At 48.6% G+C, this 17589-nt stretch carries 19 protein-coding genes; 3 read left to right on the top strand and 16 right to left on the bottom strand.

Annotated elements, in window-relative coordinates; genetic code table 11:
• Positions 1–16 precede the first annotated feature (16 nt).
• From HZC01_03270 to HZC01_03260, 3 genes are all read right to left on the bottom strand, one after another.
• The gene (locus HZC01_03270) at positions 17–583 is read right to left on the bottom strand and encodes a transcriptional repressor (GenBank protein ID MBI5037695.1); all 567 of its coding nucleotides are present in this window, start codon (positions 581–583) and stop codon (positions 17–19) included.
• Between the two features lie 76 nt (positions 584–659).
• A complete protein-coding gene (locus HZC01_03265) occupies positions 660–2186 on the bottom strand; it encodes a thymidine phosphorylase (GenBank protein MBI5037694.1) in 1527 nt (508 codons plus the stop codon).
• Entirely contained in the window at positions 2183–3106 is a 924-nt protein-coding gene (locus tag HZC01_03260) for a magnesium transporter CorA family protein (protein MBI5037693.1), read from the bottom strand. Before HZC01_03260 ends, HZC01_03265 begins: the two co-directional genes overlap by 4 nt.
• Before the next feature lie 443 nt (positions 3107–3549).
• Between HZC01_03260 and HZC01_03255 the strand changes: the two genes are divergently transcribed.
• Complete coding sequence (locus tag HZC01_03255; GenBank protein MBI5037692.1) at positions 3550–3966, top strand: hypothetical protein; 417 nt, start codon at positions 3550–3552, stop codon at positions 3964–3966.
• Positions 3967–4053: 87 nt separating this feature from the next.
• Here HZC01_03255 and HZC01_03250 read toward each other — a convergent pair whose 3' ends face one another.
• Positions 4054–4248 (bottom strand): DUF1858 domain-containing protein, encoded by a 195-nt coding sequence (locus tag HZC01_03250; GenBank protein ID MBI5037691.1) that lies wholly within the window; start codon positions 4246–4248, stop codon positions 4054–4056.
• 155 nt (positions 4249–4403) lie between these two features.
• On the opposite strand from HZC01_03250, the gene HZC01_03245 reads away from it, so the two are divergent.
• Both HZC01_03245 and HZC01_03240 read left to right on the top strand, forming a co-directional pair.
• Positions 4404–4784 (top strand): transcriptional repressor, encoded by a 381-nt coding sequence (locus HZC01_03245; GenBank protein MBI5037690.1) that lies wholly within the window; start codon positions 4404–4406, stop codon positions 4782–4784.
• Between the two features lie 11 nt (positions 4785–4795).
• Positions 4796–5545, top strand: a complete 750-nt coding sequence (locus HZC01_03240) for a ZIP family metal transporter (protein MBI5037689.1) — start codon at positions 4796–4798, stop codon at positions 5543–5545.
• Here HZC01_03240 and HZC01_03235 read toward each other — a convergent pair.
• The 12 genes from HZC01_03235 to typA form a co-directional block, all read right to left on the bottom strand.
• Positions 5477–6661 (bottom strand): YibE/F family protein, encoded by a 1185-nt coding sequence (locus HZC01_03235; protein ID MBI5037688.1) that lies wholly within the window; start codon positions 6659–6661, stop codon positions 5477–5479. The two genes, HZC01_03240 and HZC01_03235, sit on opposite strands and share 69 nt — an antisense overlap.
• A gap of 12 nt (positions 6662–6673) precedes the next feature.
• Positions 6674–8452: an ABC transporter ATP-binding protein gene (locus tag HZC01_03230; GenBank protein ID MBI5037687.1), complete on the bottom strand. Its 1779-nt coding sequence runs from the start codon at positions 8450–8452 to the stop codon at positions 6674–6676.
• 121 nt (positions 8453–8573) lie between these two features.
• Entirely contained in the window at positions 8574–9128 is a 555-nt protein-coding gene (locus HZC01_03225; GenBank protein MBI5037686.1) for a hypothetical protein, read from the bottom strand.
• A 63-nt stretch (positions 9129–9191) separates the two neighbouring features.
• Positions 9192–10031 carry a DsbA family protein gene (locus HZC01_03220; GenBank protein ID MBI5037685.1) on the bottom strand — a complete coding sequence of 280 codons (840 nt, stop codon included), beginning with the start codon at positions 10029–10031 and terminating at the stop codon, positions 9192–9194.
• 27 nt (positions 10032–10058) lie between these two features.
• Complete coding sequence (locus HZC01_03215; GenBank protein ID MBI5037684.1) at positions 10059–10442, bottom strand: hypothetical protein; 384 nt, start codon at positions 10440–10442, stop codon at positions 10059–10061.
• A gap of 102 nt (positions 10443–10544) precedes the next feature.
• The gene (locus tag HZC01_03210) at positions 10545–10754 is read right to left on the bottom strand and encodes a heavy-metal-associated domain-containing protein (protein ID MBI5037683.1); all 210 of its coding nucleotides are present in this window, start codon (positions 10752–10754) and stop codon (positions 10545–10547) included.
• A gap of 121 nt (positions 10755–10875) precedes the next feature.
• Positions 10876–11994 carry a sulfite exporter TauE/SafE family protein gene (locus HZC01_03205; protein ID MBI5037682.1) on the bottom strand — a complete coding sequence of 373 codons (1119 nt, stop codon included), beginning with the start codon at positions 11992–11994 and terminating at the stop codon, positions 10876–10878.
• Positions 11995–12028: 34 nt separating this feature from the next.
• Positions 12029–14230 carry a copper-translocating P-type ATPase gene (locus HZC01_03200; protein MBI5037681.1) on the bottom strand — a complete coding sequence of 734 codons (2202 nt, stop codon included), beginning with the start codon at positions 14228–14230 and terminating at the stop codon, positions 12029–12031.
• A 5-nt stretch (positions 14231–14235) separates the two neighbouring features.
• Complete coding sequence (locus tag HZC01_03195; GenBank protein ID MBI5037680.1) at positions 14236–14607, bottom strand: cupredoxin domain-containing protein; 372 nt, start codon at positions 14605–14607, stop codon at positions 14236–14238.
• Positions 14604–15068 (bottom strand): hypothetical protein, encoded by a 465-nt coding sequence (locus HZC01_03190; protein ID MBI5037679.1) that lies wholly within the window; start codon positions 15066–15068, stop codon positions 14604–14606. The genes HZC01_03195 and HZC01_03190 overlap by 4 nt, the downstream gene beginning before the upstream one ends.
• Complete coding sequence (locus HZC01_03185; protein ID MBI5037678.1) at positions 15061–15534, bottom strand: metalloregulator ArsR/SmtB family transcription factor; 474 nt, start codon at positions 15532–15534, stop codon at positions 15061–15063. Before HZC01_03185 ends, HZC01_03190 begins: the two co-directional genes overlap by 8 nt.
• A gap of 76 nt (positions 15535–15610) precedes the next feature.
• A complete protein-coding gene (gene typA / locus HZC01_03180) occupies positions 15611–17392 on the bottom strand; it encodes a translational GTPase TypA (GenBank protein ID MBI5037677.1) in 1782 nt (593 codons plus the stop codon).
• Between the last annotated feature and the right edge of the window lie 197 nt (positions 17393–17589).

The raw sequence follows: 17589 nt of genomic DNA, 5'->3' as shown, positions 1-17589 counted from the left end.
TCAGTTCACTCCTGATTTAAGCATGCGCACGATGCGCTTCCTGATAATACAAGCAGCTATTATTGAAACGGCAATCGCCACACTCGAGCACTGCCTGTAGGATGTCCTTCTTCAGTTTGCCGCATGATTGGCACTGTCCTTCCGCTAAGGCTGGTATTTTGACGCCCTTGGCGCGGCACTCTTCACATAATCCGCGAAGTTCAATATTTTCCATGCGGGAAATAAAATGCTGCTGTTTAGCGAGGCGTCGAGCTGATTCAAAAATGCTGTCATGGTCGACATTGACCACCTTGCCGCAATTCTCACAGAGCAAATGGACATGCGCATCAATCCGTCCATCATAGCGGCTTATTTTATTAATCACCGTCTCCTGGATGTAACCATAATCACGCAGAAAATTAAGATTGCGGTACACCGTGGCGAAGCTCATCGACGGCATCTTTTTTTTCACCTCACCGTAAATCTGTTCAGCGCTGTGATGCCCGGGCGTGGCGCGAAGATAACTCAAAATAACCATGCGCTGATTGGTTAAGCGCCAGGTTTTATCGGCTGTCTTCTGTTTCGCTACCCTGGTTGCCGGCACAAAAGTATGGCTCCAAAATAAATGATAACGATTACCACTCCTACCATACCACGGGCATACCCCCTTGTCAAAATGGCTATCGACGGCTCCGAGGGGCTGGTTTGATATCAAAAATCTTGCGCTCTTTAAGTGCTTCCAGGGCTAATCCGATACGATCGCTGGTTTGAGCGTACAGGGTAAAAAGCCGCTCATCACGCCGGACTTTTTGACCCAAGCGCTTATTGATGTAAATGCCGGCGAGTTTCTCATGCGGCGCGCCGAGGATGCGGGCCACCTGATCCACCATCTTATCATTCACCCCGACAATCGTCCCGCTATACGGCGCATAGAACCGATGCCGCAACGCGCCTAAGGTGAGATCTTCTGAATCAATTTTTTCTTTGCCGCCCTGTTCATGGATAATCTCTTGCATTTTGCGCCAGGCTGCACCTGAGGTCAGCGCTTCCGCCGCGAGCATATGGCCACGGCCGCGCTTGGCCCGTCCCGCTAATTCGAGAAGTTCCCCCGCCAGTCTGATCGACTTTTTCTCCAGATCAGCCGGACGATAATCTTTCTGCTGAAGTACGCGCAGCACATCACGCGCTTCAAGTGCCGGCCCGATGCCACGTCCGACTGGTTCACGAGTTGGGGTCATGACGACTTTTATTTTGATCTTGAATCGCCGTGCCACATATTCAAATTTTGCTTTGACTGCATCCGCGTCTTTACGATTAGTAATTTTTACCGTCGGCCCATACGGTAAATCGACGACTAAATGTGTCACTCCCATGGCAACTTTTTTCGCAAGAATACTCACCACCATTTTATCCAACGGTTCGAGGGCGAGGGGGTGCGATACCTGTATCAGATAGTCATCAGCTGGAGCCAGCTTCACACTCCCACCCCAGATTAAACACGTATTAATTTTTTTCGTAATCGCCTGAACCCGTTTGAACGGCAAACTCACTGGAGCCAATACCTCCATCGTATCCGCCGTACCCGCAGGCGAGGTGATCGCACGTGAAGAGGTTTTAGGAATAAAGACGCCCTGCGACGCAACAATCGGAATAACCACCATAGTGGTACGATTTCCCGCCACCCCGCCAATTGAGTGTTTGTCTGCTACTACTTTACGGCCGGGCTTAAGCATTTCCCCAGTCTCGGCCATCGCCTTCGTCATATAATACAGCTCTTCATTTGAAAACGTGGTAATAAAGCTAGATGCAACAAAATAAGTGATCTCCACGCGACTCAATTTATGATCGACAATATCCTTAATAATGGAAAACATCTCCAGATACGAAAGGGGTTTGCCTAAGAGCTTCTTCTTGATAGCTTCAATCGAGGGTGGCCGTGATAGCACGTGCAATGATACCGGCTCATTTTCCTTCACGCGCAGCGTGCGCCAAATCTCCCGGAAGATGCCCAATTCACCCGGTTTGACTTTTGACCGAGTGTAATAGGCAACCACAATCGCCTTACGCTTTTCACCCCAGGTTAGCTCTATCAAATCACCCAGCACAATGCCAAGCGTGCGCGCTTCAGCTTCCTGAAGCACAACCACCCAGGGTTGGCCACCTGATCCGAAATCCAGTTTCTTGGCCCGAAGGAAAAAAGGCATCAAATTATATTATTACGCCGCGCGAAATAAATGCTCCCAGCGACAATTGCCGCCATCACGCCAAAAATAATCCAGACGCCCACCGCATGATCGGCGAACGGCAGTCCAACGATATTCATGCCGTAGATGCTGGCCAAGAGGGTCATAGGTAATAACGCAACGGAAATCGTCGTCAGCATCTTAATCACATCATTCGTCCGCTGATTGATGAATGATTCATTGGTGTCATACAGGCTATCAACGGCGTCTCGATAATTCTCCAGTGCTGACCATGAATTCTCCATATAATCATGCACGTCATCAATGTACACGCCGAGCTTCTGCGGTATGGACTGATTTTCAATATTGACTAAGCGATCAACCATCTTGATCTGTGGCTCCAGGATACGGCGGAGGCTCAGGATATTGCGGCGGATAATGGCTAAATTCGTCGTCGCCTGCTTATTCTGGTTTGAATAGACGTCTTCTTCCACATCATTCAAATACTGACCGATCATATTGACCACGGGCAGACTCTCGTGGTACAAACCATCAACTAATTTATACAGGAGATATCCAGCGCTATTTTTAAACGGATCGTAGGGAAACTGGCGCTGCGCTTTTTTCTCCAATCGCTGGTAGTAGTTGGTAATAAACTCGTTCGGCTCATTGGCAATGCTGATCAGGAAGTCGTGCCCCAGAAAAAAATTAACTGAATTGATCCCGACGCGTCGCGTTTCGGGATCAAACCGGGGGAAATGAAATATCATGAAAAGATAATTTTTGTAGACGTCAAGTTTCGGGCGTTGCACCCCCTCCAGGCAGTCCTTGAGATCTAGCGGGTGAAAATGAAACTTTTCCTGCAAATAATTAACATGCTCCTCCCGCAGAGAGCCAATATTGATCCAGGTTAGTTTATGTATTTGCAATGTCTGAACCGGCATAGGCCGATTACCATCTATATAATTAGGTGGAGCCTCTAGTATACACTAATTTTCTGTAAATTAAAACAGTTCCGAATAAGGAAAATGCCATATTGACAAAAATATTGAGTCTGGTATGGTTTGATGCTACTATTGATAATAATTATTGCCCTTTCAAAAAAACTTCAATATAAACTCCAATATTTTCTACTGTTTCATGATGAAACAGTCACGTCACCCGCTGACAAAGGAGGCAGCATTACATCGATGTGACAAGTAGTTACTACTGGAGCAATCCACAAAACCGTTCAAACGAGAAGACAAGGAGTCTTTACATGAAACGAATCAGTTTCATTAGTACAATCCTTTGTACTATCCTAGTTCTCGCTGTGACGGCGTACGGATATCCTAATCCTGCAGCATATATTCCGCAGGATAACACGAGCGTGTCGGTGACTACGGATATGTCGCCGCCAAATTCGATGGGTATTCTCACCGCCAACGACACGGCCATGTTTTCAGGAACGGCGCCGCCGGTTATCGCTAATACCGAGTCGGCTGCCCAGACTTTCGCGGCACATTCCCTGACATCGGCGATAATCAATTCTCCGCCGACGACGCAGTACTCGGATGTTACCGCGATTACCATGACGATCTCCGGCTTCGAGCGCGCCGGCCCTATGACGAGACAGATGTCGAGCGGCCTGGCGAACGCAATTATGACGCAGTTTAATGACGCGGCGACCAACACGGAAGGAGTTACGGGCATCTCGCCCCCCATTGTCGGCAACGACTACCTGAACCAATCCAATGCTAACGCCACCAAGCCAATGAAGGAAGTGAGGTTCAACTACATCGGGAACCTAATCATCGACGTTTAGGATTATTGAAGAGCGGGGTTAATCCCCAAAACCGGCCAGGTATGTCATCTGACATGCCTGGCCCTTTTATTATTCATGCGATGCTGATTATCCCTTCACCGCCGCGTTCAATTCTTCAATCAAGGGCTTGATGGGGATGCCATGCACCGCCGCACCAGACTCCAGTGACTCATACGGAGAAATCATACATCCGATGCAATGAAACCCATACCGCACCAAAATCTCCGTCGCCTGCGGATACTGCCCCACGATGTCACCCATCAGCATATCAGCGGTAATCAAATCTGCTTTCTTCTGCGTCTTTTTCTGAGCGGTGGTTTTCGTCATAGTGATACTCAGTCTACCGTACCATCGAACAATGTCAAATTATGTCCATGGCTTTCTATTTGCAAAATATTTGCAAATAGAAAATACCCCTGCTATACTCCCCGTTGCCTATGCCACCTGAGGATAAACTCAAACAAACCCATACGAAGATAACCCGACCACGCACATTGGTGCTGGATTATTTGGCTAAACAACAGAAGCCAAAAACAATCCAGGAAATAGTTCGCGGCCTGAGGCGAACCGGCATTGACCAAGCCTCAATCTATCGGACGATTGAATTATTATTAAAACTAGAAGTTATTTTTGAGGAACTTATTTTGGGTGAACGAAAATTTTACGCCGCTGATTCTCCCCACCATCACGCAGTCTGCCGCCGCTGCCGCACAATCGCCTGTCTCCCCTGCACTACAGAAATACCAGCGCCAAAAGGATTTACCCAGGTGATACACCAAGTATCCATTACTGGCCTGTGCCAGCAATGCGCACACTAACGATACAAACTATGACTTCAATCTGGCTCCAAACCCTTATCAGCGTCACTCTCGTCAGCCTTGTCTCATTTATTGGGGCAGTGACTATTTCGCTATCAATTGATCGGCTCCGTAAAATGCTATTGCTGCTGGTCAGTTTTGCAGCCGGCTCATTGATTGGCGATGCATTTTTGCATTTACTCCCCGAAGCTTATGCCCAAGATGACGGAAGTATGCGCATCCCCTTGCTCATCATCACCGGCATTGTGGTATTTTTTGCCCTGGAGAAATTTCTTCACTGGCGCCATTGCCATATCCCCACCACGGAACAACACCGCCACCCCGTCGGTTTAAATAACCTCATCGGTGACGGCTTTCATAATCTGCTGGATGGCATGATTATTGCGGGGGCTTTCCTGGTGGATACCACCCTCGGCGTGGCCACCACCCTCGCGGTCATCCTGCATGAAATCCCTCAGGAAATCGGCGACTTCAGCATTCTTATTCACGCCGGATACACTAAAAAACGGGCGCTGTTTTTCAATGTCATCTCAGCGATAATCGCAATCCTCGGTGCAGTCATCGCGCTGACCATCGCCAATAGCTCTGCGGTGGCAGAGCGCTACTTCATTCCCTTAACGATTGGTGGATTCATTTATATTGTCGCCGCGGACCTCATCCCCGAGCTCAAACGCGAAGAGCATTTAGGCAAATCAGCTGCCCAGCTCGGTGCGATGATTGTGGGGATCGGACTGATGGCGCTGCTGCTCGTCCTGGAGTAACCTATCGCGAGATCTCGTCCCCCACCACACGGCTAATGCAGTAGTAATCGGCACCGCTAAAATTAATCCGATACTACCAACCATCGTCCGCACAATTTCAGTAGCTACCATTTCACTATTAATCCCCTGCGAAAATGTTGGTGCGTTAATTTCTGATGAGCTAAATAATATGAGCAAGGGAAGCGCCGCACCGGCATAAGCAAAAAATAACGTATTAACCATAGAGCCCATATGGGATATACCCACACGCATCGCTCGACGATATAATTCTCGATTGGTTAATCTCGGATTGGCCTGGCGCAATTCGCCTACCAAGGCGGTCTGCGAAACTGCCACATCATCCAGCACGCCCAGCGCACCAATGATAATTCCAGCTAAAAGCAATCCACGGATATTAATGTTCCCTTCGCCTAATCCGATCAAATAAATCGCTTCTTCGCTGGCAAAACCGGTTAATTTTGTCAGCGCAGTAAACCAAAGGGCGAGCAGCGCGGTAATCACCAAAGAGATAAATATCGAGGTAACGGCAATGGTAGAACTGCGATGAAACCCCTCCGTCAGATAAATGGCAAATACTAAAATACCAAACGTGCCAATAATACTTATAACGAGCGGCGAAGAGCCAGCTACAATCTGCGGGATAATAAACCAAAAAATTACCAGGAAAGAGAGCGCGAGCACGAACAGTGCCCGAATACCTTTCAACCGGCCAACCACGACGACTATGGCAGCAAAGAGAGCGGCGAGCCAGTACAATGGCGATCGCCGCACAAAATCCACCACATAGAATTGGTCAGCGCCATCGACCCCCAAACTATGTGCAACGATAACCTTATCGCCGACTGCGTAGGTATTCTGTGCTATCGCCTGGATCTTAGTTCCATCAAAAATCAGCTCCTGCCCCGCCCGCTCACCGTCCAACGCTCGCAACTTCAATACCTGCTGCACGACCGTTCCACCTGTCTCAACTGAAACCGTTTGCTCACTGACTACAGCCGTAACCCGCGCCGTAAAGACATCACCTTGGGGCTGAGCCTCCGTTTGTGCGTGCGCCAACCACGGAATGAGACCGGCAATCACAATCATCAAAATAATATTTTTTTTCGTAAAATTCATAGTATTTAAGCCTTACGCAGACGCCCTCGACACGCCTGCGGAGAATCCATCAGTGCGATGCACCTGCTCTCGCCATAGTGCGGCGTACAGGCCGCCTTGTTTAAGCAAGGCTTCATGTGAGCCATGTTCAATGATGGCACCGTGCTCAAAGACATAGATGCGGTCCGCATGTGCGATGGTCGATAAACGATGAGCCACCAGCACGGTGATTAACTGTGTATGCGTTTTTTCGATGTCACGGATAGTTTCAGTAATCGCCCGCTCGGTAATTGAGTCCAGGCTGCTGGTTGCCTCATCAAAGATTATCAAATCCGGCTGACGGAGCAAAGCGCGTGCGATCGCCAACCGTTGGCGTTCACCACCGGATAACTTCAAACCACCCTCGCCGATCTTCGTGTCGAGTCCTTGGCTAGCGCGACGAAGAATAGAATCAGCCGCAGACGCAGTTAGAGCAGCACGGCACTCGTCATCACTTGCCTGAGGCCTGACAAAGAGTAGATTTTCCCGAATCGTACCGGCAAACAACTGAGTTTCCTGAGCAACTAAACCGATGCGCTGTCGAAATTGAACGAAATCAAGCGCTTGGGTATCGACCTCATTGATGCGGATGGTGCCAGCCTCGGGCCGGTAGAGACCAGCCAACAATTTCACCATAGTGGTCTTCCCGGAACCGGACGGTCCGACGAAAGCCACGGTCTCACCCGATCGCATCGTCAGGCTGATCCCCTGCAACGCTGGCTGCGGGGCTGACGCATAGGTAAAACTCACCTCACGGAATGCTATCTGTTTGAGCTCACCAGCTGGTTGGGGATGATCCGGCCGCGGTTCTGGTTGAATCCTGAGAATCTCCTGCAGCTGCTGACTAGACGCTTTTGCTTCCTGGTATTCGGTTGCCACCTGCCCCAGCTCGTAGAGTGGACTAAAAATAAAAAAGGAATATATGTACAGGCTTAAAAATTCGCCAATAGTGATGGACCCTTGAAAAATCAGCCAGAGCATCAACAACAACAGCGCCGAACGCAATCCATTGATCATGGTCCCCTGCCAAAATGATAACTTCCGTACGAGGATAACCTTCTTTAATTCAAGCTTGAGAATCGTCTCATTCACGGTATTGAGACGAGAAATTTCCTGTTCCTCCAGGCCTAAACTGCGCACCAATTCTACGTTGCGGAGCGTTTCCGTGGTCGATCCGGCTAACCCCGCTTCCTCCCGGACAATCGCTGATTGCGCCTTCTTAATCTGTCGACTCAAGAAATAGGTAACCAAGCCAAGTAAAGGAACCATCAAAAGATAGACGGCGCCAATGACCCAATGCACATAAAAAGCATAGGTCACGACTAGGACAATACCAACCAAAGAAAGAAAAATAACACTCACGGCGCTTTTGATCAGCTTCTTGGCATCAGTACGCGCTTTTTCTAGCTTCTGCAGTAATTCTCCTGAACGCTGATCCTCAAATGCCGTGAAGGGCAATGAAAATGAATGTGCCACGCTATCCTCATACAATCGCGCACCCAGGCGCTCGGTAATCACATTCACATAATAATCCTGGAAATTTTTTGCGAGACGGGAAACCAGCGCCACTCCCACTGCAGCAAGTAATAACAAAATGACTCCCTGCAGAAATTCACCCTGCGAAAGCTCCTGGTACCGGCTGGCATAACGGTCAATCAACAAGCGAAAAATTTGAGGATCAATCAACGAAAAAAACTGATTGATAGTAGCCAAAACTAAAGCGCCAACCAATGTTTTTTTGTACTGTTTGAGGTATTTCCAAAGTAATTGCATAAGTAAAGTATGGCTAGTCTAGCATGGAGACAAAGACTTTGACAACAAAATTAACCTGACCGTGCCATTAGTGCGGCCAGGTATAATACGTACAATACTTCACATCTCTAAAGGTTGTCATTTACTCCACAACAACGGTACCAGTTTGACTCGCATTGTTATGATCATGATATGTATATGTGCCCGGCGTAGTAAAAGTCATGCGATACGTTTCTCCACCGCTGATTCTGCCACTGTCATCGTCATCCCAAATGCCGGCATAATCGGTGTGTTGGGGATGAGTATTTGGCGCCACGTAGACTGTGCTGCCACCGGTATTGGTCCACGTAACCGTACCGCCGGCTTTGACGGTGACGGTTCTGGGAGAGAAACCGCTCACACTCGAGGCGGTGACTGATACGGCACTCGATGCCGTATTGGTGTTTGCATTGGCACTGGCATTCGTGTTGCCATTAGTTGCTGTATTGGTATTGGCAGCGACCGTATTCACATTCTGATTGGCCGCACGATTGACATTAGTCACGTTCGTATTCGATGTGGTTGAGCGATTGGTATTGGAGACTGTGGTATTTGCATTGCTATTGGTCGCCCCGTCTTTGCCCGACATGAGCACCCATGCCGCAGTACCGCCGACTACAACGACAACCAGGATAATGATTAGAATCGTTCGATTCATATAGTGGATGATTATGCGCGATGACGCTGGGCGGGGATTCCCCCGCCCGGCAATCATCATGATTTAATTCAATAGGCTCTCGACGGCGCTCTTCACGCTGCTGTAGGGCTGTGCGCCATTGATCGGAATTGTGGTACCGTCTTTGCCAACCACGACTGAATACGGAGTGCCGGTACCGCCAGCATTTACCGCGTCGTCATATTGAGACTGTACTTTATCTTTGTATTTCCCACTCGACAAACAATCGTTAAATTTCGTTACATCAAGGCCAATCTGACCGGCAATTTCCGGAAGTTTACTGTCCTCCAATCCGTTGTTAGATGGAGTCACTTCATACACCTTATCAATAAATGCCCAGAATCCATCATTGCCACCGAGCTCTCCAGCGCACTCAGATGCCTCAGCCTCGCGTGGTGCTTTCGGATGCAGCGACTCAAGCGGGAAATGACGATAAACCCAAGCAACCTCATCGCCGAAATCAACGGATAGTTGCTCCAGGCGCGGGTGGAACTGTTTGCAGAAAGGACACTCCAGATCAGAGTACTCAACCACCACGACTTTAGCTGTGTCTAAATTCCCCACGATATGATCGTCAGCCGTAATGTCAGCCACGGTGACTGTGGTTGGGGCTGCATTGGTGTCGGTTATAGTGGTATTCGTATCGGCAGTCTTATCTACGTTTGTCGTCGTACCGAATGTCTTGCTCGAAGCGCCATCCCAACCAGTAAATAAGAAGATATAGAAGCCAATGGTCGAAACCGTCATGAACATAGCAATGATGCCAAAAATGAAGGCTCGCTTCGGACCAAGCAACTCAAGCAAAGATTCTCTTTTTTTCTCTTCGGGTGTTTCCATAATGTAGTTTATTTTTTCAATAATAGTAATCAAGCCATGTACTGCCATAGCTCATCTGAGGACTGTTCTTAATAATTACTCGTAGTCCACCCGGCGCAACCGTCCATGAGAAAAAGCAAACCGCAACGGATCCCATGGTTTCATATGTCCACTCCATAACGCATACTCATCTGCCGGTAGCATCAACGCCTGACGCACGCGCGCCGTCATTGAAATACTCACTGCCGCTATAAACAGAATCAATAACAACATCAGATTCATTGGCTCAACCACTGCTGCATTGAATTGCTGAAATTGACGAAGATGGCCAAACGTTTGACTGAGATCCTCCAGATGGCACATCGGCGCATGATATTGTTCGAGATTATTGAGCAATGTCAAATCACACGCGGTTTTCACAAACGGCATGATCAAACTGAGCAGAACAAGCACGAGAACTATTTTCCCGATAATGCGCATACTAATAACTAATAATCGTTCTTAGTATACTCCCTCCCAGGCAATACCACAACATCATGATCAAAGATAAAGCCAGCAAACCAGCGGCGCGTTTCGCTGACGCTACGCTACCTGGTATCCGACGTCCTGGATAGTCTGAGCGATCTTTTCCTGGGAAACCTGCGCCGGATCATACGTCACTTCAGTTGTGGCGCGTGCATAGCTCGTTTTACTTGCCTCAACGCCCGGCAACTCTTCAAGTGCGTCATCGATATTCATGCTGCAACTAGTGCAGTGCATACCAAGAATGTTTAAGGTTATTGTAGTCATCATACGCTTGTTAGAAGTGAAACATTTTCCCGTCGACTCAACTCGCCCTGTACTTGCGAGCATGGCGAGCATAGCACAGGGTGCATTCCAATAATAGAGAGTGTAATGGTTTCAGTCATAGCGCTTAAATAACCTCCATAACTCCCGAATACATCCCCATTGAGCACGAGTACGTGTACTTTCCCGGCTTAGTAGGGGTAAAGCGGAATGTTTGAGAATCCGTTGGTTCCAATATTTCATTAATATTGAAAGCGCGGAAAGTAAATGCCGCTGCGCACGAGTATACCCCGTTCGTTTTAACGGTTAATTCGACTGGCGTACCGGCTTTCACTTGGAATTTTTTTGGGTTATAACCACTATTCTGTACATTGATGGTGACTTTCTGCACTGAATCCTGTTGTGCTGAATCCTGGCTCTTGGAAGACTGCCAAGCCTTAGTATTTGAATTACTATTGCTGTTGGTTTTAATATTTGTATTAACATCAGACGATTCATTTGTCGACTGTTTGGCAAACGCCGCCGCTAAGCGCTGAGCTGAAAAGGGTACATCCAAAACGACTAGCGCGCCATTGATACTGTATAGTGCCATGAGCAGCAAAGCAACCGCGGTAACCTTCAGAAACGCGCCGCGCCATAATTCACCTAGCTTAGCGGTGATCAACCCAATGCCACCGAAAAGCGGCACGGTACCAAGTACAAACACGCCTAGGATGAGTGCACCTTGAACCGGATTACCAGAAGTAATCGCCAAAACCTCCATCGCTTGTGTGACGCCGCACGGCACAAAAATAGTCAGTGCACCGACCATAATGGGAGTAAAGAACGACTGCCCCCGAGCTGAATTGCGCACCCAGCGCTGCATGAAGCGGGGCGGCTGGAACATGATATAGCGAAATATTGGATGGACATTCAATAGATTCATCGCTGCGGCTATCATAAAAAGCGCGGCAATAATCTGAAAGGTGACGCGCATGCCCAGGCTGAGGGTAATCACGGAACCAAGCGCGCCCAACAGAAAACCAACCACCATATGGCTGCCCAGCTTGGCCACTAAGAATAACCCAACTGACATCCAGTCTTGCCGTTTGATAAAACGGGATATACCGCGAGCTGGCGCTTCAGTCTCCTCTAATTCTTTCTGTTTCTGGCCGGCGATAACGCTGGCGAGAAGTCCTCCCTGAACTGCCAGGCAGGTCAGCGCGCCCGTGGTTAACCCGGTAATAAATATTGCCCAAAGATTCATACTCTTAATAATACGTTAATTAATGAAAATAATGTCATGGTCGCCATCGTTTTAATAATAACGAATTCAAAACCACTGAGATACTGGATAATGCCATCGCCGCTCCCGCCAATTCTGGCCGCAATTGCCAACCAAAAATGGGGAAGAAGACTCCCGCGGCAATAGGAATGCCTGCAACATTATAAATTAATGCCCAAAATAGATTCTGCACAATTTTTCGAAATGTGCGACGGGATAAACTGATACCGCGCACCACGTCGCGTAAATCATTTTTAACAAGAACCATTTGTCCGGTTTCCAGTGCCACATCCGTGCCTGAGCCGATAGCGATTCCCAAATCCGCTTGAGCCAACGCTGGTGCGTCATTAATGCCATCTCCGACAAAAGCAACCCGTGCGCCGGTCCGCTGCAATTCCACTACTTCGTGCGCTTTATCTTTTGGTAATACTTCAGATAGCACTCGAGTGATGCCCACCTGCTGGGCAATCGCTTGGGCGGTCTGTGCATTATCACCGGTGATCATCAGTACACCAATACCGATTTTCTGTAATGCGGTGATTGCTTCACGGGAACTTTCTTTCACCGTATCAGCCACGGCAATAAATCCAACGTGGGCTTTACCGACGGCTAACAGCATAACTGTTTTACCCTGATGCTCCAGCGCATCGATTGCCTCGCTGGCCTCAACGTAGGATACGCCAATCTGTTTCATTAACTTCCGATTCCCCAGATACACTGGTTTGTCGTCGATCACGCCTTTCACGCCATGCCCGGGGACTGCCGCGAAATCAATAACAGGAAACAAGGCGAACTGCTCCTCGTGCGCTTTCCGCACGATTGCTTCTGCGAGCGGATGCTCTGATTGTTTCTCCAGTGAAGCAGCGACCGTCAGTACGTACTGTTCCTGACCTCGATTCGTGGCGTGAATATCAGTGACATCTGGTTTGCCGTGGGTCAGGGTGCCGGTTTTATCAAATACGACAGTATCAATTTTCCGCGCTGCCTCAAGTGCTTCCCCGCCCTTGATCAGGATGCCATGGCTCGCGCCTAACCCCGTGCCGGTAATAATGGCCGTTGGAGTAGCCAAGCCGAGTGCGCAGGGGCAAGCAATCACCAGTACGGCCACAAAGGCTAATAAACTAGAAACGAAATCCTGACCAGCCAAGAAATACCACGATATAAATGTTATCAAAGAAATAGCAATAACCGTCGGCACAAAATAAGCTGAGACTCGATCGGCAAATCGCTGGATCGGCGCTTTTGATGCTTGTGCCTGCTCTACGAGCTGTATAATGCCGGCGAGCAACGTTTCTTTCCCGACCTTCGTTGCGGTAAAAGTAAATGACCCGTGGATATTCAGGGTGCCACCAATAACTGGATCACCTGCATGCTTCTCCACGGGAATGCTTTCTCCCGTCACCATAGACTCATCCACTGAAGAAGATCCTTCAGCGACCGTGCCATCCACCGGGATTTTAGCCCCTGGTTTGACGCGTATTACATCGCCAACCTGCACCATATCCAGGGCAATCTCCTGTTCGACGCCATCACGGATAACAATGGCAGTCTTGGGCGCTAATCCCATCAATTTCTTAATCGCCTCGTTGGTCTTGCCTTTCGCCCGCGCCTCGAGCCATTTGCCGAGTAAGACAAAAGCAATCAGGATGCTACCAATTTCGAAATAAACCTCGCCATCAATCAGACCGCCCACCACAAATAATGAATAGACATAGGCAGTCGATGTCCCGAGCGCGATCAGGCTATCCATGTTAGCCGTGCGAGCACGCAGCGCACCCCAGGTCCCTCGATAAAACTGCCAGCCAGCCCAAAATTGGATCGGGGTAGCAAAGAGAAACTGCAACCACTCGCGATATGGAATTTCCTCAATCTGCGGTACAATCTTCATCCCCATGCTCAATATCAAAACCGGAATAGCCAGCACCAGACTGATCCAAAACGTACGACGGATTTTTTGAATTTCTTTTTCCTTATCGACTGCTTCGGTGTTATGTTCTCGATCGAGAATAGTCCCCTGGTAGCCGGCATCAACCACGGTTTTGATCAATTGTTCAGGGGCGACGGCATCTGACGCGTGAGTCACATGCGCCCGCTCTGTCCCATAATTAACCATGGCATGCTCCACGCCCGGAACTTTTCGCAACCGGCGCTCGATAAGCTGGGCACAACTGGCACAGTGCATGCCCCTGAGTGAAATAATAGTTTCGTTTGATGACATATATATTAGGTTACAATTATTTTTCCCTGATACATCCCCATATCACACGTAAACGAGATTTCACCAGGATTTTTTGGTGTGAATTCAACATCAGTCATGGCAAATGCCTTTAGATCTTTTCGTATATTAAGCCCGTCAAATGTCACATACCGCGAACAATCCGTGTCTTCTTGCCGATTGAAGTGGATGCGTAAGGGAACGCCGGCACGAACCGTTATCACATTTGGATCATAGGCGCCTTTGACCAGCACCGTAATTTCTTGGGCATTATCTTTGAAATCCGCCTTCTCTTGACGGCGCTGGAATCTGAGCCAAAGTGCAAAAAATGCAATAACGAGAATGATGAGTAGGATACCAATGATTTGATCGATGGTCATATTGGCTGATTGTGAGAGTTAGTTGATTGTGCGGTCTGAAAAGAGCGACTGGCGAGCACACTTGATATCAATATGCCAACGTAAAGAACAAATCCATACACGCATGCGGGCAATCCCGTAAACGCCAGCTTAAGAATCCACACTTCATAAATAATAAGACCCGCCGAAAATAATGTGCCAACTACGCCAAGCGTCATCAGGGCGCGCACCAAACCGCGCTTGGGTAGGGTGGCCAGCGCAATGACTGACAAAACCATCACGCTGAAAAACATGCCAAAACCATAGATGCAGGTAGGCTGACCAAAAATTAACACTTTCCCGGGACCACCGCAGGAAACCAACCAGTTCAAGGGGCCGACGTGGCAGCTGGGACCAAATAGATTCCAATATGAAAGATAACCGGACAAAAGCACACCGAAGAATGAAAAAATAAGAACCGCAATAATTGTTTTCTTATACATAGTGTTCTGGTTTTTTAGTAAATGCTGCATGGCATCCTGATGCACAAAAATAATACGTGGAGCGGCGATAATTCGCCATCAGCACCGCCGTTTGTGGCGAGATAGACATGCCGCAGACCGGATCAATCACTTGGGGGATCGGCACGCGGGTCTTGTGGGCACTCTGCGCCGAATTAACCTTTTTCCGGTCGACTAAAATTTGCTGCACGTCATCCAGGGCGTGGACGATACGGGGATGCGATAAGCAATAACTAATAGCTTTGCCCGTTCGCTGCGGCACTACGACATTACACCGGCGCAGTACCTGCAGGTGCTGACTGACATTTGCCTGGGTCATACCGGTCATGCGCTGAATTTCCTCCACCCGCATGCAGTGAGTGCGCAATAAATGCACAATTTCCAGTCGTTTTGGACTGGCGAGAGCCTTAAAAAGCTGACTATGTGGTTGAAATAGGGTGGGTAACATATTCAATGTTATGAATATATCACAACCCACAAATAACACAAGACCGCCAATGAGCGTGCCTGTGGATAAATTAAAATTATATTTCCCCGGCGCGGCGCCGCTCGTTGACCGTCAGATGCTGCTTCCGCAGACGGACGCTCTTCGGAGTAATCTCGAGATACTCATCATCAGCCATCACTTCCAATCCCCGCTCAATAGTTAGCTCCATCGGCGGTTCGAGTTGGATCGCATCATCAGTACCCGAAGCGCGCATATTGCTTAACTTCTTTCCTTTGATCGGATTGACTGCCATATCATCGCCTTTTGAGGTATTACCGATGACCATACCCTCATATACTTCAGTAGCTGGCGAAATATACAGAGTGCCTCGGGTCTGCAAATTATTGAGCGAGTACCCGAGCGCCTTGCCGGTGGCCATAGACACCATCGAACCGACGTCGCGCTTCTTGATTTCCCCGACATGCGGTCGATACCCGATAAAACGCGAGCACAGGATACCCTCGCCTTTCGTATCAACGATAAATTCATTTCGGTACCCTAACAATCCACGCGTGGGAATCTCAAAGAGCATCCGCGCTTGTCCGGCCTCGTTCTCCATGTGGACCATCACGCCCGCGCGTTTGCCGAGCTTTTCAATGACCACGCCGGATTGGGCTTCGGGAACATCGACGGTCGCTTCTTCAAAAGGTTCGTTGAGTTTTCCGTCAATTTCCTTATTAATGACATGCGGTTGTGACACTTGCACTTCATATCCTTCGCGACGCATGTTTTCTAGAAGTATAGCGATATGTAATTCGCCGCGGCCAAACACGGTATACGTGTCTGAAGAAAAATCAATGCGCAAACCCACGTTGACTTCCAATTCTTTCTCTAATCGCTCCCGAATCTGCCGACTGGTAACGTAGGTTCCCTCGCGTCCGCCAAACGGAGAATTGTTCACCAATAGTTGTAGTGATATGGTCGGCTCATCAATCAGAATAGCGGGCAACGACTCCTGACTGGCATCAGCACAAATCGTATCGCCAATATCAATATCGGCAAACCCCGCCACCATGACAATATCGCCAGCAACCGCCTCGGTTACTTCCTCACGCTGCATTCCTTTAAATGAAAACAATTTCGTAATTTTTCCGTTCTGTACCGTACCATCGGTTCCCTTGCGCACGGCCGGGCCACCTGTTTTAATGGTGCCCTCATACATCCGACCAATAGCTAAACGGCCAAGAAAATTATCGTAGGCGAGATTAAATGGTTGAAATCTGAATGGAAGACTGATGTCAGCATTGGCGGGTTTTACTTTCAATAGAATAGTATCAAGCAACGGGGTGAGATCTTTCGATTCATCGGCTAAATTCATCTTCGCAATACCGTCGCGCCCGATGGCGTACACGGTAGTAAAATCCAATTGTTCGTCACTGGCGCCTAAATCAAGAAATAATTCAAATACTTCCTCTTGAGCCAAATCAGGATCAGCTGCCGGCTTATCAATTTTATTAATGACCACGATCGGTTTCAGGCCGAGCTCAAGCGATTTCTTCAATACAAACCGCGTCTGGGGCATGGGGCCTTCCTGCGCATCGACTACCAATAACACACTATCAATTGAACGAAGTACTCGTTCAACTTCAGAGCCAAAATCCGCATGGCCCGGCGTGTCCACAATATTGATTTTCGTGCCACGGTAAAAAACCGAGGCGTTTTTCGAATAAATCGTAATACCGCGCTCTTTTTCCAGCACATTGGAATCCATACTGACCGCGTCATCAGTTACCATGCCGGTCTGCCGCATAATCGCGTCAGTCAGCAGTGTCTTCCCGTGGTCGACGTGAGCAATAATGGCGATGTTTCGTATTTCCATAAAATCGACGGATAAAATAAATGGTCCTGTTGCAGGACACATACGTGGCACGAGTGTACCAGAAAACCCTACCGCTGGCAAGGGATAGATGAATAAAAAAGTGGCGCCTCTGCAAAAATGCAAACGCGCCACATGAATACGTAGCCTTTCGGCTATTTGACCATTACTTCGTCTTGTCGCTTTTGGGCGGCGTGCCC

The sequence above is a fragment of the Candidatus Kerfeldbacteria bacterium genome, from assembly GCA_016214565.1.
GTDB lineage: Bacteria > Patescibacteriota > Patescibacteriia > UBA10025 > JAHIVO01 > JAXDBW01.
This window is presented reverse-complemented; position numbering and strand designations above follow the sequence as displayed.